The sequence below is a fragment of the Tenacibaculum litoreum genome, assembly GCF_964513915.1.
GTDB lineage: Bacteria > Bacteroidota > Bacteroidia > Flavobacteriales > Flavobacteriaceae > Polaribacter > Polaribacter litoreum.
This window is the reverse complement of record NZ_CAZEQS010000003.1, coordinates 948,637-966,830: the sequence shown is the minus strand read 5'-3', so window position 1 is coordinate 966,830 and position 18,194 is coordinate 948,637. Positions and strand designations below refer to the sequence as shown.

At 31.4% G+C, this 18,194-nt stretch carries 15 protein-coding genes; 3 read left to right on the top strand and 12 right to left on the bottom strand.

Translation table 11 applies throughout. The features are described from left to right. Positions 1 to 8: 8 nt before the first annotated feature. From ACKTTR_RS10425 to ACKTTR_RS10410, 4 genes are all read right to left on the bottom strand, one after another. Complete coding sequence (locus tag ACKTTR_RS10425) at positions 9 to 629, bottom strand: SGNH/GDSL hydrolase family protein (RefSeq protein WP_408027781.1); 621 nt, start codon at positions 627 to 629, stop codon at positions 9 to 11. A 122-nt stretch (positions 630 to 751) separates the two neighbouring features. Further along, entirely contained in the window at positions 752 to 2,665 is a 1,914-nt protein-coding gene (htpG, locus tag ACKTTR_RS10420; RefSeq protein WP_408027780.1) for a molecular chaperone HtpG, read from the bottom strand. A gap of 66 nt (positions 2,666 to 2,731) precedes the next feature. Further along, positions 2,732 to 3,811, bottom strand: a complete 1,080-nt coding sequence (locus ACKTTR_RS10415; RefSeq protein WP_408027779.1) for a phosphotransferase enzyme family protein — start codon at positions 3,809 to 3,811, stop codon at positions 2,732 to 2,734. Continuing rightward, a complete protein-coding gene (locus ACKTTR_RS10410) occupies positions 3,802 to 4,695 on the bottom strand; it encodes a sugar phosphate nucleotidyltransferase (protein WP_408027778.1) in 894 nt (297 codons plus the stop codon). Before ACKTTR_RS10410 ends, ACKTTR_RS10415 begins: the two co-directional genes overlap by 10 nt. 70 nt (positions 4,696 to 4,765) lie before the next feature. Between ACKTTR_RS10410 and ACKTTR_RS10405 the strand changes: the two genes are divergently transcribed. Next, on the top strand, positions 4,766 to 6,568 hold the full coding sequence (locus tag ACKTTR_RS10405) for a sodium:solute symporter family protein (RefSeq protein ID WP_408027777.1): 1,803 nt from the start codon (positions 4,766 to 4,768) through the stop codon (positions 6,566 to 6,568). Between the two features lie 75 nt (positions 6,569 to 6,643). Here ACKTTR_RS10405 and ACKTTR_RS10400 read toward each other — a convergent pair whose 3' ends face one another. Further along, positions 6,644 to 8,035 carry a Gfo/Idh/MocA family protein gene (locus ACKTTR_RS10400; RefSeq protein ID WP_408027776.1) on the bottom strand — a complete coding sequence of 464 codons (1,392 nt, stop codon included), beginning with the start codon at positions 8,033 to 8,035 and terminating at the stop codon, positions 6,644 to 6,646. Positions 8,036 to 8,144: 109 nt separating this feature from the next. Here ACKTTR_RS10400 and ACKTTR_RS10395 point away from each other — a divergent pair, with 109 nt between their 5' ends. Continuing rightward, a complete protein-coding gene (locus tag ACKTTR_RS10395) occupies positions 8,145 to 9,155 on the top strand; it encodes a 3-oxoacyl-ACP synthase III family protein (RefSeq protein WP_408027775.1) in 1,011 nt (336 codons plus the stop codon). A 446-nt stretch (positions 9,156 to 9,601) separates the two neighbouring features. Here the strand turns inward: ACKTTR_RS10395 and ACKTTR_RS10390 are convergent, their stop codons facing one another. Both ACKTTR_RS10390 and ACKTTR_RS10385 read right to left on the bottom strand, forming a co-directional pair. Beyond that, positions 9,602 to 11,971 carry a TonB-dependent receptor domain-containing protein gene (locus ACKTTR_RS10390; protein ID WP_408027774.1) on the bottom strand — a complete coding sequence of 790 codons (2,370 nt, stop codon included), beginning with the start codon at positions 11,969 to 11,971 and terminating at the stop codon, positions 9,602 to 9,604. A gap of 86 nt (positions 11,972 to 12,057) precedes the next feature. Continuing rightward, a complete protein-coding gene (locus ACKTTR_RS10385; protein WP_408027773.1) occupies positions 12,058 to 14,496 on the bottom strand; it encodes a TonB-dependent receptor domain-containing protein in 2,439 nt (812 codons plus the stop codon). A 96-nt stretch (positions 14,497 to 14,592) separates the two neighbouring features. Between ACKTTR_RS10385 and ACKTTR_RS10380 the strand changes: the two genes are divergently transcribed. Next, positions 14,593 to 14,955: a CoA-binding protein gene (locus ACKTTR_RS10380; protein ID WP_408027772.1), complete on the top strand. Its 363-nt coding sequence runs from the start codon at positions 14,593 to 14,595 to the stop codon at positions 14,953 to 14,955. Here the strand turns inward: ACKTTR_RS10380 and ACKTTR_RS10375 are convergent. Genes ACKTTR_RS10375 through pyrR form a run of 5 tightly spaced genes read right to left on the bottom strand, consistent with a single transcriptional unit; the run spans position 14,952 to position 18,104 of the window. Next, the gene (locus ACKTTR_RS10375) at positions 14,952 to 15,893 is read right to left on the bottom strand and encodes a ribonuclease Z (protein WP_408027771.1); all 942 of its coding nucleotides are present in this window, start codon (positions 15,891 to 15,893) and stop codon (positions 14,952 to 14,954) included. The genes ACKTTR_RS10380 and ACKTTR_RS10375 overlap by 4 nt on opposite strands. Next, positions 15,894 to 16,214 carry a T9SS type A sorting domain-containing protein gene (locus ACKTTR_RS10370; RefSeq protein WP_408027770.1) on the bottom strand — a complete coding sequence of 107 codons (321 nt, stop codon included), beginning with the start codon at positions 16,212 to 16,214 and terminating at the stop codon, positions 15,894 to 15,896. Positions 16,215 to 16,257: 43 nt separating this feature from the next. Continuing rightward, positions 16,258 to 16,590 carry a hypothetical protein gene (locus ACKTTR_RS10365; RefSeq protein WP_408027769.1) on the bottom strand — a complete coding sequence of 111 codons (333 nt, stop codon included), beginning with the start codon at positions 16,588 to 16,590 and terminating at the stop codon, positions 16,258 to 16,260. A 2-nt stretch (positions 16,591 to 16,592) separates the two neighbouring features. Next, positions 16,593 to 17,525, bottom strand: a complete 933-nt coding sequence (locus ACKTTR_RS10360; RefSeq protein ID WP_099213737.1) for an aspartate carbamoyltransferase catalytic subunit — start codon at positions 17,523 to 17,525, stop codon at positions 16,593 to 16,595. 24 nt (positions 17,526 to 17,549) lie between these two features. Further along, complete coding sequence (gene pyrR, locus ACKTTR_RS10355) at positions 17,550 to 18,104, bottom strand: bifunctional pyr operon transcriptional regulator/uracil phosphoribosyltransferase PyrR (RefSeq protein WP_408027768.1); 555 nt, start codon at positions 18,102 to 18,104, stop codon at positions 17,550 to 17,552. Between the last annotated feature and the right edge of the window lie 90 nt (positions 18,105 to 18,194).

Genomic DNA, 18,194 nt, shown 5'->3' with positions numbered 1-18,194 from the left:
AGAGAGGGTTAGGTTGTTAATTGTGATTTGCTAAAAATAGCCTCTTTAATTAGGTTAAAAGCTTTTTCATGTCCCTCTGTGTTAGGGTGAACCCCATCATAGGTAAGTAAATTCTCTTTAACAATGTCAAATTTGCTATGTAAATCAATAAAATGAATGTCTTGCTTTTGAGCTATTGATAATAAAATGTCATTATATCTTAAAATATCTTTTAGTAACCTCTTTTTAATATTATTATCGTCTTCTATAACTGGAAGTATATTGATTAAATAGACAGTTGCATTGTGTTTTAAGGCATGTTCTATACATAAATTAAGATTATCACGGAATTTTTCTAAGGAAACTGCGTTTTTACCATTTAATAAAGCAATATCGTTAGCACCATAGGCTAGTGTTACAATATTGTTCCCGTCTTTCAAAAGTCTTGTGTTGAATTCGTTTGCAAACCTTTTAACTAAGCCTTCTGTTGTTTCTCCTCCAATACCCATGTTGAAAACACAAATCTCATCTTTTCTGGTTTTTAGAAAAAGTTTCATGCAGTGAGCTTTTAAACGATCTGCCCAACCACCTTTATCACTGTCATTTTCGCCTCTAGTAATACTATCTCCAAAACAAATAATATGCGTCATAATCTCAGTTTATTGCTGTTTTTTAGTGAAACGAATCTAATGTATTTTGTAGAGAATTAAAAACAAAAAACCTCTCTGTACATACAAAGAGGCTTTTTAAATTTATCTATGGAAGTTTACCATTATTTAATTAGTTCATATGAACGTTTGATAAAGTTGGTTAACTCTTCACCATGTAACAGGTTTTGAGATAATTTAGCTAAATCAAATGCTTGTGTAACTAATTGTTTCTGCTTGTCTTCATCAGCATTTAAAATTTCCGATACTAACTCGTGATTAGTATTTACTACTAAGTTGTACATTTCTGGCATGTTACCCATTCCCATCATTCCGCCACCACCAGTAGCACTCATTTCTTTCATACGGCGCATGAATTCTGGTACAGTAATTATGAAAGGAGAAGCATTAGAATCCATTGCTTCTAGCTGTACTGTATAGTTTGTGTTGTTTACAGCTCCTTCAATAACTGGCTTTAACTTCTCTTTTTCTTCGTCAGAAAGTTTTGAAATTACAGTGTCATCTTTCTTAATTAAGTTGTCAATATGGTCAGCATCCACACGCTTGAATTGTACTTTAGCATCGCCAGACTCCATCTCCAATTTTTGCATTAAATGCGAAACGATAGGAGAGTCTAATAATAATACTTCGTATCCTTTTGCTTTTGCATCTTCAATATAACTGTGTTGCGCATCTTTGTGGGCAGCATATAAAACGATATGATTTCCGTCTTTGTCAGTTTGGGCATCTTTGGTTTTTTCAACTAATTCGTCAAACGTAAAGAACTTGTCATCAACAGTAGGGTATAAGGCAAACTTCTTCGCTTTGTCAAAGAATTTTTCTTCCGATAACATCCCGTACTCAATAATAACCTTGATGTCGTTCCATTTTTGTTCAAAATCTTCACGGTTATTTTTGAATAAAGAAGAAAGTTTATCTGCTACTTTCTTAGTAATGTATCCAGAGATTTTCTTTACAGCTCCGTCTGCTTGTAAATAAGAACGAGAAACGTTTAATGGAATATCTGGAGAATCAATTACCCCTTTTAGCATTTGTAAGAAATCAGGAACGATTCCTTCTACGTTATCGGTAACAAATACTTGGTTTTGGTATAATTGGATTTTATCCTTTTGCATATCCAAGTTCTGCGTTAACTTAGGGAAGTATAAAATTCCTGTTAAGTTAAATGGATAATCTACATTTAAGTGAATGTGGAATAAAGACTCTTCAAATTGCATTGGATACAACTCACGGTAGAAGTTTTTATAATCCTCATCTTCTAAATCTGCTGGTTTTTTAGTCCATGCAGGATCTGTATTGTTGATGATATTGTCTACTTCAATTTGTTTGTGAGGTTCCGTTACTTCTTTACCATCTTCGTCTGTCGTAGTTTGTGGAGTAAAGTCAGGATCATTTATTTTCTTTGTTCCAAACTTAATTGGCACTTGGTTAAAACGGTTGTATTTAGTTAATAACCCACGGATTTTACCTTCTTCTAAAAACTCAGTAGAATCTTCAGCAATATGTAATACGATTTCAGTACCTCTGTCAGACTTGTCGTGCTCCACTAAAGTATATTCTGGCGAACCATCACATGTCCAGTGAGCAGCTGGTTCATCTTTAAATGATTTAGTGAAAATTTCTACTTTATCAGCAACCATAAAAGCCGAATAGAAACCTAATCCGAAGTGACCGATAACACCTGTTTCGTTTTTATCATCTTTATACTTTTCTAAGAACTCTTCAGCACCAGAAAAAGCGATTTGATTAATGTATTTTTCAACCTCTTCCATAGTCATACCAATTCCTTGGTCTTTAATAGTTAAGGTTTTCGCATCTTTATCAATACTTATTTCAATTTTAGCGTCGCCTAATTCTGTTTTAGCTTCACCAATAGAAATAAGATGTTTTAATTTAGTAGTAGCGTCAGTTCCGTTAGAAATTAACTCACGTAAAAAGATTTCGTGGTCAGAATACAAGAATTTTTTAATCAGTGGAAATATATTTTCAACCGATACATTAATGTTTCCTTTACTCATAAGTATATATTTTATTTGATATTATTTTCTGCTGAATGAATAGTCAAAAAAAATACCAAATAAAAATTAGTGACAAGATGACATATAAATGCTTTTTACAAAGGAATTTATTTCATGTTGTTGTTGACGAATTTTTTGAACCAAGGTAAATTGATTACTGGCTCTATCTAAATTATGTTCAGGATGTTTAGTTTTATAATAAACATCATTGTTTAAGTAATCTGTCAAAAAACGAAGTCCCATAATAAATGTCATAATTTGAATACTTATTGGAAGGTAGTTTACTTCTTGTTTAGAAATATTACTAGCTAAATTTTTTAGAAAACCTTCTGTATAACTTTTAAAATAATCAATATTAAAGTTTATCTTAGAAATGGTAGCCTCATCTTCTTCAGCAGTGTTGCAGATAGTACGTAAAGCATCACCATAATCAAAATGTATAGATCCTTTCATTACGGTGTCTAAATCAATCATGCAAATAGCTTTATTATTGGTGTCGAATAAAATATTAGAAATTTTAGTGTCATTATGAGTTACCCGCAACGGAATTTCTTTTTGATTGATAGCATGTTCAAGTACCATCATTTCTTTTTTGCTTGCTAATGCAAAATCAATCCATTTTTGGGCTTGTTTTTTTCTTGTTTTTGAAGCTGAAACTAGAGCCTCTTGAAATTCTTGAAAACGAAAAGACATCGAATGAAAGTTGGGTAATGTTTCTACCAAATCGTTTTCGAAATCTGATGTTTGTGCTAAAAATTCTGCTGTAATTAAGCCCGCTTGATATGCGATATCGTTAGAATTAACTTTTAAAAATGTTTGAGAGTTTTCAATAAACTCAGACAAGTTCCAAAGATGTTTATCATTATCTATTAGGTAATAGCTATTTTCTTTAGTAGGAATAAAATGAATTGTTTGTATTCCTTTTTTTGATAAATGTTGCGTGATTTTTATTTTGTTATGAATAACAGCGGCCGCTTTTTTAAAAACATTTGTGTTTATTCTTTGTAATACATAATTTACTCCTTTTTGAGTAATAATTAAGAAGGTATCGTTAATGTGCCCAGAATTGAATGTTTCAAAACGTTTAAAGGTATGTTTTGTTTGAAATTGCTGAAAAATAGCGGTTAATTTTTTTTCTAACTCCATAAACTTTCAGGATATATACCGTCTTTTTTTAATTTAGTTATTTTAGAAATCACCGCCGATTTATCTTCCTTATAGGTAACTCCTAACCAGCTTGAGTTCGTCTCTAAAACTTTTACGGTTGCTTTTTGGATTTCTAGTAAATGATTTACTACACTAGGTAGGAAAAATTCTTCTTTTTCCGTTTGATAGTTTTTCTTCAAAAATTGATAAAACAGCGTATCCATTTCTTGAAAGATAGTGGGAGCGAATCCCCAAAAATTCATTGAAACTAAGCTGTTTTTTTGAATTTCTTTTTCTTGGTTGTTTTCGGTATAAACTATACGATTGTTAACCGAACTTATGTTAGTGCGTTCAACAACTCTTTTTAAATAATTATCTGAGTCAAGGTAACATTCTCCTCTTGAAACACTTCCATTTTCAGAAAGTGTATTTTGAATTTTAAATCCGGCCATGGCATATTTACAAGAAGAAGAATCAGTTTTGTTTAAAAACTCAGCCATTTTTAAAAAAGCATTAGCTCCATAAAAATCATCGGCATTAATCACACAGAAATTTTCTTTAACTGCATCCTTAGCGGTTAAAAGAGCGTGAGCTGTTCCCCAAGGTTTTACTCTGTTATTATTTTTGAATTCTTCCGGAATATTGGTTACTTCTTGACAAACAAACTCTACCTTAATTTTGTTTTGAAGTTTAGGTAAATACAAGGCCTTTATGGTTTCTAAAAAATCTTGCCGAACTACAAAAACTACTTTTTTAAAGCCACATTTCACAGCATCATATATAGAAAAATCTATAATAGTTTCATTTTCATTACTAATAGTGTCCAATTGCTTTAATCCGCCATATCTAGTTCCCATACCAGCAGCAAGAATAACTAAAGTCATAATATTTATTTAAAAAGCCCAATATAATTTAATATGATTGATTATTTTGGTCGACATTAAATTTTATTTCATGAACTTAACTACGATTGATTATACTTTTATCTTTATTTTTTTCAGTATCACATTAGGAATAGGAATTTGGGTTTCAAAAAAATCAAAGCAAAGTACTTCTGAGTATTTTTTATCGGGTAGAAATATGCCATGGTGGTTGTTAGGAGTTTCAATGGTTGCCACAACTTTTTCGACAGATACTCCTAATTTGGTAACAGATATTGTTAGAACCAATGGTGTTTCTGGAAACTGGGTTTGGTGGGCTTTTTTGCTAACAGGAATGTTAACCGTTTTTATTTATGCGAAATTATGGAGAAAGAGTCAATCAACGACAGATTTAGAGTTTTATGAACTTAGATATGGAGGAAAACCAGCTAAATTTTTAAGAGGATTTCGTGCACTATATCTTGGAATATTTTTTAATGTTTTAGCAATGGCTGGTGTAACCTTAGCCGCTATAAAAATAGGGGAGGTAATGTTAGGTTTAACTCCAATTCAAACAATAGGAATTGCTTCGGTAGTTACTGTGATTTTTAGTGCTATAGGTGGATTTAAAGGGGTGGTGTACACCGATTTTTTATTGTTTTTTGTTGCTATGATTGGAGCTATTGGAGCTGCATTTGTAGCAGTAAACCATCCTGAAGTAGATGGTTTAGAGAATTTATTAACACATCCTAATGTAGTAGATAAATTATCAATTTTACCAGATTTTAATAATAAGGAACTACTTATATCAATTTTTATTATTCCGTTAGCAGTACAGTGGTGGAGTGCTTGGTATCCTGGAGCAGAACCAGGTGGAGGAGGGTATATCGCTCAAAGAATGCTGGCTTCTAAAGATGAAAATCACGCTATTGGAGCAACTTTTTTCTTTAATATTTTACATTATGCTTTGCGTCCGTGGCCATGGATTATTGTAGCATTGGCCTCGTTAGTAGTTTTTCCTGATTTAGCGAGTATAAAAGAAGCCTTTCCTAATGTGTCAGATGATAAATTAGGGCATGATTTAGCATATCCAGCTATGTTAACATTCTTACCTAGTGGATTAGCAGGTGTTGTACTTACATCGTTAGTAGCTGCATACATGAGTACAATTTCTACCCATTTAAATTGGGGAGCTTCTTATATAGTAAATGATTTTTATAAGCAAAATGTAAATCCGGATGCTAGTGAAAAATCATTGGTAAATGTAGGGAAAATAGCCACTGTTGTTTTAATGGTTTTTAGTGCTGTATTAGCTTTATCTTTTACTAATGCCTTAGAAATATTTAAGTTTATATTAATGTTTGGTGCTGGTACCGGACTTATTTTTTTATTACGTTGGTTTTGGTGGCGTATCAATGCTTGGAGCGAAATTTCGGCGATGGTAGCGTCTGGGATTTTTTCTTTAATATTTTATTTTAATTCAGAATATTTGTTTGGGAAAGATGGGGTGTTTGAGAGTTATTGGCAGTTTCCTTTAGTGGTGTTCTGTACTACTATTGTTTGGGTATTGGTTACTATGTTAACGAAACCGGAAGATGATGAAGTATTGATTAATTTTTATAAGAGAATTCAACCTAAAAAGGCAGGATGGTTGTATGTGTTAGATAAAGCAAAGGAGAAAAATATTGTAATAGATGAGCAGAAAGAAACAGTTAACTTAGGAAATGGTTTACTAGCTGCTTTTATAGGATGTATCTTAGTTTTTAGTTGTTTGTTTGCAACTGGGAATTGGATTTACGGAAACTACACAATTGCTACAGTCTTAACAATTATTTCATTAATATCAGTATATATTCTACTTGGATTATGGAAAAAAATTAAAGTTCATTTCCTATAATTTTTTTAAAAAAGATATAATAAAAAAACACTAAGCTTTCTAGCTTAGTGTTTTTTAGGTGTATATTGTAATAGGTTAAATGTCTCTTAACATTTCTGATTTATTTTTGTTTTTCCACGTTCCGCCTGTGAAATCTGGAACTTTAATAGAACTACTGTTCTGGGCTACAGATAATTCTGAAATAGGCGTAATAGCACTCCATAAAACACTATCATATACATTAATATCTAATGGTAACCCTTCATTTAAACATCTAATTAAACGGTAAATCATTACAAAATCCATACCTCCGTGACCTACAGAGTTGTCTGAAATTTGTGATTTTAGTTTGTCCCAAAGTGGATGGTTATATTTTTCTCTATATTCTTTATATTTTTCTGGTTTTAGCCATTCGTGTCCCCACCAAGCTAATTCTTCATCATTAATATACAATTTAGAAGGGTACCCTTCGTGTACAGCTTTTGTACCCACAACAGTATTTAAACGGTCGTAAGGCCTACCTGTATGTACATCAAATTGGAGCATAATAGTTTTACCTAATTTAGTTTTTATCATGGTGGTATTCATATCACCACACTTAATATTAGAAAACTTATTTATTCCTGCATGTTTGGCAGCGTCGCTTAAACTTTTTTCACGAGAACTCATAGATACTACATGGTCATATGTGTCACCACGACCAATATCCATATACTGACTTATTGGTCCCAATCCATGTGTAGTATAAAAGTTACCATCTTTATTTAAGTGGTGTTTTATTCTCCATTGATCTTCATAGTATTTTTCATCTAATAAATGTTTGCGTAAATCATGAATATAAGCACCTTCAGCATGTGTTAAATCACCAAAGACACCTTGATTAACCATATTCAATACCCATAGTTCTTCATTATTAAAACAACAGTTTTCTAACATCATACAATGTTTTTGAGTGCGTTCTGCTGTTTCTATCAATTTCCAACAATCTTCTAAGGTATAAGCTACAGGAACCTCGCAGGCTACATGTTTACCTTTCTCCATTCCATATAAAGCCATTGGTGTATGCCATTCCCAAGGAGTAGCAATTATTAATAAATCAATATCATCACGTTCAACAACTTTTTTCCATTCTTCAGGGTTACCATAATACGCATCAGCAGTTTTATTGTGTGTTTTTTTAAGATGTTCGTTTAGTTTGTCTGTTTTCTCTTTACGTAAATCAGAAACAGCTACAATTTCAGCGTTATCATTTTTTACTAACCAATCAAACATTTGTACTAGTACTTGCCCTCGGTTCCCGCAACCAATAATTCCAACATTGACTTTGTTTATTTTTGGAGCTTTTAGGGCAAAAGCAGTTCCTTTTGCAGTTTTATTTAATAAAGGAATGGTTTTGTCGCTAGCTTCTTCTTTACAAGAAAAGGCAGTAGACAAACCAAAAAACATAGCGGCTTTGGTTGATAATGAGAGGAAATCTTTTCTATTCATAAATAATTAGTTAATATTTGTAGTTTTATGTCTTTTTGTAAAGGTATTAATTAATTACTATTTTTACAGGCTGCAATTGACAACAACAAAATAATCAACATAAGAAAATATGTATAGTTCAAAAATTACAGGATTAGGTTATTATGTTCCTGAGAACGTAGTGACTAACGATGACTTGACTCAGTTTATGGAGACGAGTGATGAATGGATTCAAGAAAGAACTGGTATCAAGGAGCGTCGTTGGATTGATCCAAAAACTTCTGATGACTCAACATCAGTTATGGGGGCAAAAGCCGCTAAAATTGCTATTGAGCGTGCTGGGTTGACAAAAGATGATATTGATTTTATCATTTTTGCTACGTTGAGCCCTGAATTATACTTTCCAGGAGGTGGAGTACAAATTCAAGATTTATTAGATATGCCTACAATTGGTGCATTAGATGTACGTAACCAATGTTCTGGTTTTATTTATTCACTTTCTGTAGCTGATCAGTTTATTAAAACAGGAATGTATAAAAATGTTTTAGTAATTGGTTCTGAAAATCATTCAGGTGGTTTAGAACGTTCTACACGTGGTCGTGGAGTTACTGTAATTTTTGGGGATGGAGCAGGAGCAGCTGTTTTATCTCGTTCGGAAGAGGAAGGAAAAGGTATTTTATCTTCTCACTTGCATTCTGAAGGAAAGTTTGCGAAAGAATTAATGTTAGAAGGTCCTTCAACAGGACGTTGGGTTCCTGAAATCATAGAGGCCAATGATCCAGATGATACTTCTTACTACCCATACATGAACGGTCAGTTTGTATTTAAACATGCAGTTGTTCGTTTTTCAGAAGCTATCATGGAAGGTTTACAAGCAAACGGATTGCAAAAAGAGGATATTGATATGTTAATTCCTCATCAAGCGAATTTACGTATTGCACAATTTATTCAAAAGAAGTTCCAGTTATCTGATGATAAAGTGTATAACAACATTATGAAGTATGGTAATACTACTGCTGCTTCGGTTATTATTGCATTAACGGAAGCTTGGGAGAAAGGAAAAATAAATGATGGTGACTTGGTAGTATTGGCTGCCTTTGGTAGTGGATTTACTTGGGGGTCTGTAGTGATTCGTTGGTAATTTTAGTTTACATATAAAACAACAAATCCGAAGTTTTTTAACTTCGGATTTGTTTAGGTAATCTTACAGAAAATAGTTTTGATTTTATAAAAGTTATTTTTTGGTATTTAATCAATGATTAATCCTTATTGAATTCTGTCAAAATCATTATCGTCTTTGCATTCACAAACAACGAGTCTTGGTTTTTTGCAACAAATATCATCGGTGTATGCCCCTCTAATCTGTTTTTTTTCATCAATACTTAGTTGTTTTCCTAAAGTTGTTACTTTTTTTTCATGATTTTTTAATTTTTATTTTCTTAAGTGAAAAAATAGTAGTTTTGTTTACTAAAACCAAATGTTAAGTTAATAATAGAATATTTATAGGGTAGATTCAAGACAAGATTTGTTAGAAATACCAATGATAAGCGTTTTAGATATATAGTTAATGTATTAGATATTTTATTATTAAAACATACCTCCTTGGGCTTCATTACTATCTCTATATTTTCTGCTTTTACTCTTGTTCTTCCCGCTTCCAAAATTATAGGAAAAACCTAAGTAAATTGAGTTGTACTCCAGTGTATACTTTCCTTTTTGTATAAAAGGAGTGTTTGATGTATAATCAAAGTTTACATTATTAAAAATATCAGTACCCCTTAAGGTGATGCTTCCTTTACCTTCAAATACTTTTAATCTAGCTCCAGCATTAATCATAGTATATGGTTGTACAGTGTATTGAATGTTTTCACTTTTACCTCTAAAAATACCTGATAACTGGAGACTCAGTTTTTTTGAAGCTTTAAAAGAGTTATTTATGCGTCCCTTCACCAAAGTGTTTTTAACTGTTTCTAAGTTATTATTTAATATTCCTTGAGAATCTTGTATGTAGGTTTCAAAAGAAGGTCTAAGTGTCCACCATTTTATGGGTTTAAAGCTAGCAGAAAGTTCAATACCATAACTATCAGCAAAGTCATAATTGGTAAAAGAATTAATTGTCCTATCAGGGTTTTGATTGTCTTTTTGTAGTAATCGACCAATTTTATCGTTAGTTCTTCTATAAAATGTACCAAAAGAGATATAGCCTTTTGTAATTGTCCTAGTATAATTGAGCTCTAGTGAGTTTGTAAATTGCGGCTGTAAATAAAGGTTTCCTCTTGATATAGTTAGAGGCGAAAACCATTCTTGAATAGGAGTTACTTGATAAGCAGAGGGTCTGTCAATTCTTCTACTGTAAGCAAATTGTAACTTGCTTTTTTCAGTAAAGCTGTATAGAACTGATGCTGAAGGGTACCAATTAAAAATAGCATCTTTCAGGTGTGTGTTTCCTTGTTCAGTATTCGAGAAATGAGCATCTAAGTTAAATTGTTCTAACCTTATACCTGCTTGAATTGAAATTTTTTTGAACTCCTTGTTAAAATTTAGATATCCTGAATAAATACTTTTGTCATAATTTAACGTTGTACTTCCTACGAGTTCAAGAGAAGCCGAATCATTTATGTGTTCTCTATCAGTAAGTATTAAATTGTAAAAATCTTGCTTTCTAAATTCAACTCCAAATTCTAGTTTTCCAGATTTTATAGGTTTTACATAATCAATATTCAGCAACCAAAGTTTTCGTGTGTCTTTGATATTATTTGTATAATTATATTCTTTTGAATCAGGATTGATAAGTTCTTCGTTAATTGTTTTTTCAGGGTTTTTTGTTATAGAGTGATTGAATTCAATCTCTAAATGTTGTCCTTTACTATCAAAGTTGTAAACATAATCTATGTTATAGGTCTCATCTTTTTGATCATAATCAGAAAAACTCTTGTTATCAAAAACTAAAGAATTGTTTTCATGAACAAGGGTATTGGTTGCTAAACTATTATTATCGAAATTTTGAGATGTATATACAGATAATATACTTTGTGAAGTGATGTCTATGTCCACACCAAATTTAATATTATGAATATTTGAATTACTTAAAAAATCAATATTTTGAGTTAAGTTAGTGTCAGTTCTTTCTAAATCATTGAAGGTTTCATAATCACCCCAGCTTGTATTATAGTTTAGGTAAAAGTTAGTGATACCAGTTTTATAGTTAGTATTTAAGGAAATATCGGGTTTTAAATTTCTACTTTGTTTAGCACCAGCAGAAAAACTTCCATTAAATCCAATTTTAGTATTTTTTTTAAGAATTAGGTTGATAATACCGCTCATGCCTTCTGGAGTATGTTTTGCAGATGGATTTGTAATTATTTCAACACTTTTTACCGAGTTAGAAGGTATTTGTTTTAATAATTGAGCTGTATTTACGTTGGAAGGTTTTCCATTCACTAAAACTCTAACATTTTCATTTCCTCGTAAACTTATAGTTCCAGAAAGTTGATTAATATCTACAGAAGGAATATTTTCAAGCATCTCTAAAGAGGTAGCTCCAGAAGCTGTTAAATCATTACCTACATTAATAACTTTTCTATCAATTTTTTGAATAATAGTTGAAGTTTCCCCTTGTATTTCAACTTCATCTAATTGAGTGGTATTTTCTTCAAGAAAAACTATCCCTATTTTACTATTCTTTTTTAAGTCAATTTTCTTTTCAAAAGTTTTGTAACCAATGAATTGAAAAGTTAAAAGTAAATTTTCCTTTGGAAGATTTTCAATCTTAAAATTCCCTTTTTCATCAGAGATACTACCCGTTAGTATTTTATTGGAAGTGTTTTTGCAGGTAATTGTAACAAAAGGTAGTGGATGGTTGTTTTTTTTATCTAAAATGGTTCCTGTAAGTCGCTGGTTTTGTGCTTGACAAAAATAAGTACCTAGTAATAAAATTAATATTAGCAATCTTTTCATATGTTGAAGGGAATGAAATTGCGCTAAAAATAAAAAAAACGAAGTATTTAACTTCGTTTTTTTCAAATAATTAATAAAAAACTATTTTATAAGAAACCTCCGCCTCCTTGTCTTTCATTATTATCACGTTGTTTTCTAGCTCGGGCTTTGTTTTTTCCTCCACCAAATCTGTAGTTAAATCCAATATAAGCCGTTCTACTTTCCCATTTGAAACGTCCATTTTGAACAAAAGGTCTTTCAGAGTTAAATTTGAACCTCATAGTATTAAAAATGTCATTTACTCTCAAATTAATGTTTCCTTTTCCTTTAAGAATACTATAGTTAGCACCAATGTTAACCATTTTCATAGGTTCAACATTCCATTGAATGTCTTCTCTTGGACCTCTATACATTGCAAATAATTGTAAACGTAACTTTTTAGATACTGTAAAACTATTGCTTATACGTGCATTAAAAATATCTGTTTTAACTTCAGTAGTAGGAGCGTTAGGGTCACTTAAATCAGTAGTTCCAAATTGTTTTTGAGAATAGTAATCCATACTAGCGTTAGCTCTCCACCATTTTGCAATTTTATAGTTTGCAGAAAACTCTAAACCATACGCATCGGTATCATCAAAATTAGCAAAAGTTAATATTTGTTTTACATTATCAGCGTCAGCAGGATCTTTATAAGTAGCTCTGTTAATTACGTCATTAATGTTTCTGTAAAAGCTTCCTAAAGTTATAGATCCGCCTTTTATTTTTCGTGTATAGTTAAATTCAACTGAATTAGTGAACTGAGGAACAAGGTCAGGATTACCTATTGATGTAATTAAAGGTGTACTCCATTCTCTAATAGGGTTTACTTGTTGTATTCCTGGTCTGTCAACTCTTTTACTATAACTTAATTGAAATTGATCATTGTCATTTGGGTTAAAGGTAAAGAAAGCAGATGGGTATACAGTAAAAATATCATCAGTTACTTTCTCGTTCTTTACATCCCCATTTTCATCTAGTCCTGTAAAGTTTCCTTCAATTTTATATTGTTCAAAACGAGCACCTAATTGCATGTTAAGTTTACCAAACTTGTGGCCATAGTTTACATAAGCAGAGTAAATATCTCTATCGTAGGTGAAAGAAGAATTACCTACGTCTCTATAAGTATCAGGTTCTTCTACTAAAATTTGTTGGTTTGTTAAGTTAGTATTATCAGCATTGTTTACTCTATACTCTAAGCCTAGTTCAAGTTTCCCGTTTTTAGAAATAGGATTTGTATAGTCTAAGTTTAATAAAGTGCTTTTTCTGTTGTTATTAATATCATTAAAATAATCTGGTTGTGAATTTTCTAAAAAAATATTTTCTAAAAATTTTGGAGAATCATTTTTAGAGAAATTGGCTTCAAACTCTATGTTATGTCCTTCCTTTTCGAAATCATGTTTATAATTTACATTATAAGCTTGATTATGACTTTCATTTGTTTGTGTGTTAGGAGAGTGAGATATTAAATCACCATTGTTATCTGTAATTATAGCACGACCACTAGCATTACTATCAAACCAGTTTTGAGTAGTGTAAAGAGATAAGGTGTTTTTATCATCTAAATATATATCAGCTCCAATTTTAAATAAATGAGATTCATTATCATTAACAAAAATAAAGTCTTGGTTGTTAACTCCGGGTCTATTAACATAACCAAAGTTATAACGATCTCCACCATTAAATCCGTAGTTACCAAAAAAGTTAACCTTTCCTGTTTTATAGTTCATGTTTGTAGACGCATTGTAACGAACATAATGTCCAGCTTCAACACCAGTATTTATAGATCCATTAAAGCCCATGTTGGCATTTTTATTAAGAATAATATTAATAATACCACTCATTCCTTCAGGATTGTATTTTGCAGAAGGGTTAGTAATTAATTCAACGCTTTTAATAGATGTAGAAGGAATTTGTTTTAATAATTCAGAAGCAGGAATGTTGGTAGGTTTTCCGTCAACTAACACACGTACATTTTCGTTACCACGTAAACTAATGTTACCCGATTGGCTATCAACACTTACAGATTGTACGTTGTTTAATAACTCAGAAGCAGTGGCACCAGCTGAGGTTAAATCTTTACCAACGTTAATTACTTTTCTGTCTACCTTTTGGGTTACAGAAGAGGTTTCTGCACGAATTTCCACTTCGTCTAGAGTAGTACTATCTTCTTCAAGAGAGATAACTCCTAAATTAACTTTACTTGATTTACGATTTACAGAAACAGGCTTAGAGAAGGTTTTATATCCTATAAATTGAACTTCAACAATACTATTTCCTTCAGGTATATTTTTTATAGAGAATAAACCGTTGTCATCAGTAATTCCACCAGTAATAATTTTTTTGGCAGTATCTTTGATTATAATATTTACATAGGGAAGAGGTTGCTTGGTTGCTTGATCGACTACTTTACCAGTAATAACTCCTGGTTTGGGTAGGCTACTTTTAGGCATTTGTGCATAAATAGTTGTAGTAAATACAGCTAAAAGTATTAGTAATATGTTTTTCATTTTTGTTGTTTTTGAATTGTTTTGACGCTTAATAGACTCTTTATTGCCTAACTTTGTTACTTAGTTTAAGAGAGTTTAACGTATTATTAACAGAAAATGAAAAAACGTACTTTAGTACTAGGAGCTTCTTTAAAACCTTCTAGGTACTCGAATATTACTATTAAAAGGTTAAGAGATAGTACTATAGAAACTGTAGCAATTGGTTTACAAAAAGGAATTGTAGCTGATGTTGTTATTGAAACAGAGAGTATTTTTTTTGAAGATGTTGATACTGTAACTTTATACTTAAATCCTAACCGTCAGAAATCATATTATCAATATATAATTAATCTGCAACCTCGCAGAGTAATTTTTAATCCTGGAACCGAAAATTTAGAGCTTATAGAGTTGTTAAAAGAAAATGGAATTAAGAGCGAAATAGCTTGCACTTTGGTGCTTTTATCAACAAAACAGTATTAATTTAAAATTTCAACAGGAAAAGAATTGGTACTATATCGCTTTCCTGCTTCAGCTAATTCAGTATTTTTAAAAACTGTTTGAGCTTCGACTTTAAAATCATTAATGTTTTTATATCTGCTTGAATAATGCCCAATAATTAATTTGTTTGCATTTGCTTGATTAGCAATAGAAGCTGCTTGTTCCGCGGTAGAATGTTTAGTTTTATCACATAAATCTTCTCTATCTTTTAAAAATGTGGCTTCATGGTATAGCAAGTCTACATCTTTAATGAGAGGAACAATATCTGGTTTATAGGCTGTATCACTACAGAAAGCAAAACTTAAAGGTTTGGGCGGATCAATAGTAAGTTCTTCATTAGGAATTACTTCTCCAGTAGAAAGAGTAAAGTCTCTGCCAGCTTTAATGTTATGAAAGTCACAAGTTTCTATTTCATCATATTGCTGAATATTTTTAATGTGTAACTTTCTAAGTTTAGGTTTCTCAGTAAATAAAAAACCATTAGTATACACTCTATGATTTAAAGGAATGGTTCTTACAGAAACCTTATCGTCTTCAAAAATAAGTTCACTTTCTTTAGATTCTAATTCATGAAAAATAATAGGGTACTTGGTCCACGATTTTGAAACTTTTAACTGAAGTATTGTAACCTCTTTTATTCCTTTTGGACCATAAATATGTAACTCCTTTTCCCTGTTTAAAATTCCAAAAGTAGCAATAAGTCCAACTAAACCAAAAAAGTGATCACCATGTAAATGAGAAATAAAAATATGGTTGATTTTTGAAAAACCAACCTTGTATTTTCGCATTTGACGTTGTGTACCTTCTCCGCAATCAATTAAAAAATGACGATTGTTAATTTCTAAATATTGGGCAGTAGGGTAGGCATTAACTCTTGGGGTAGCAGAATGACAACCTAAAACAGTTAAGTGTAAGCTCATTTATTTAATTACAAAGCGTTTTGAGATTATTTCCTTATTGCTTTGTATTGCATAAATGTACATTCCAGATTTTAAATCATTACGTTGAAACGGAAAAGAGTTACGTCCCTCAACCACTTTAAGCTCTCTGCTATAAACTGTTTTACCTAATACATTTCTAACAGTTAAAATAACTGTTTGGCTATGTTTAGCATTAAAGTAAATAGTAGTATTGTTCGTAAAAGGGTTAGGGGATGCTACCAACTTCTCGATTGATTTTTCTTGAGAAAAACCGACGGAAATAGCTAAGAAAAAAGTTATAAATAGTATTTTTTTTACCATAAATTATCATTTAGGGGATGGATAATTATTTAAAAATATAAGGTTAAAAACCTAAATCACGTTGAATGTTTTCCATTTCTATAACATCTTCTGCTTCTACTAAAGTAGGAACAATGTTAAAGGTTTCAGGAAAATCATCAATAGTAACATCTTTAGATACAACTACAAAAGACATGCCATTGTTCTGATGTTCTTCCGCGTATTTCAAAAATAGCAAAATATTTTTGTTAGACGCATTAAAATCTTCTGAAATTACAATAATCAGGTTTTTTCCTGTAAGGTTTATATATTCATTTTCAAAGCTTTCAATGAAGTCAGAAAATGTTTTTTCATCAGAAGTTACTAAAGTGTAATCAGTTTTATCAGTTATGTTCATGACTATCTTTTTATTTGTTGTGCTAACAAATAAATAACTGCCATACGAACAGCAACTCCATTTTCTACTTGGTTTAGAATAATTGATTGATCACTGTCAGCAACATCACTTGTTAGTTCTACACCTCTGTTAATAGGTCCTGGGTGCATAATGACAATTTTTTTGCCAAGATTATCTAAAATTTCTTTGTTGATACCAAAAAGCTGTGTGTATTCTCTAGTTGATGGAAAATATTTTATATCCATACGTTCGTGTTGCACACGTAATACATTAGCAACATCACACCACTCTAAAGCCTTTTTAAGGTTCGTTTCTACTTCAACACCTAAACTAGAAATGTATCTAGGAATTAACGTACTAGGTCCACAAACTTTCACTTTAGCTCCTTGTAATTGCAGCGCAAAAATATTTGATAAAGCTACACGAGAATGTAAGACATCACCAACAATTACAATTTTCTTTCCTTTTAAGTCGCTATTTAAAGCTTCACGCATAGAAAAACTATCTAATAATGCTTGGGTTGGATGTTCATGTGTACCGTCTCCAGCATTAATAATTTTAGCATCTACATGGTTTGATAAGAAAATTCCTGCTCCTACATTTGAATGACGCATCACAACAATATCAACTTTCATTGATAAAATATTGTTAACAGTATCGATTAAAGTTTCTCCTTTTTTTACTGAAGATTGTCCAGCAGAAAAATTGATAACATCTGCAGATAAACGTTTTTCAGCTAATTCAAAAGAAAGCTTTGTACGTGTACTGTTTTCAAAAAATAAATTAGCGATGGTAATATCACGTAACGAAGGAACCTTTTTTATAGGTCGGTTAATGACTTCTTTAAAATGAGCAGCAGTTTCAAAAATAAGCTCAAGGTCATTTTTGTTAAGGTATTTAATTCCTAATAAATGTTCAACACTTAACTGCTTCATTTTAGTTTGTTTTTTTTATCATAACTAATCAAGCTTTGAGGGCTTGGGTTCAAGGTAAATTGTATCTTCTTTATGAGTTTCTTGCCAGTTAACAACTACTTTTTCTTCATTGATGGCATCTACTTGTCTTCCTCTATAATTAGGTTGAATTGGTAAATGACGGCTAAAACGACGATCAATTAATACTAATAATTCAACATTATCAGGTCTTCCATATGATTGTAGTGCTGTTAAAGCACTTCGAACGCTTCTTCCTGAAAATAATACGTCATCAATAATAACCACCTTCTTTCCTTCAATTAAAAAGTCAATTTGTGTAGAAGTGGCTTCTAAGGGTTCTTCTCTCCTGCGAAAATCATCACGATAAAAAGTAATATCTAACAAGCCTAACTTTAGGTCTTTAATGTCATACTCTTCTCTTAATAACTTAGCTAACCGATTAGCTAAATAAGAACCTCTAGGTTGTAATCCTATTAAAATGGTGTTAGAAAAATCGTTGTGATTCTCGATTAACTGACACGCTAATCGATGCAGAATGATTTCAATTTCTTTCGAAGTAAGTAGTGTTTTTCTGCTCATTTGTTGCTACCAAATTGGTTTGATAGTTCAACGTTCAAAATTAAGGCAAAAATTTACGCTGACAAAATTAAACTTAATGAAACGTAAAAC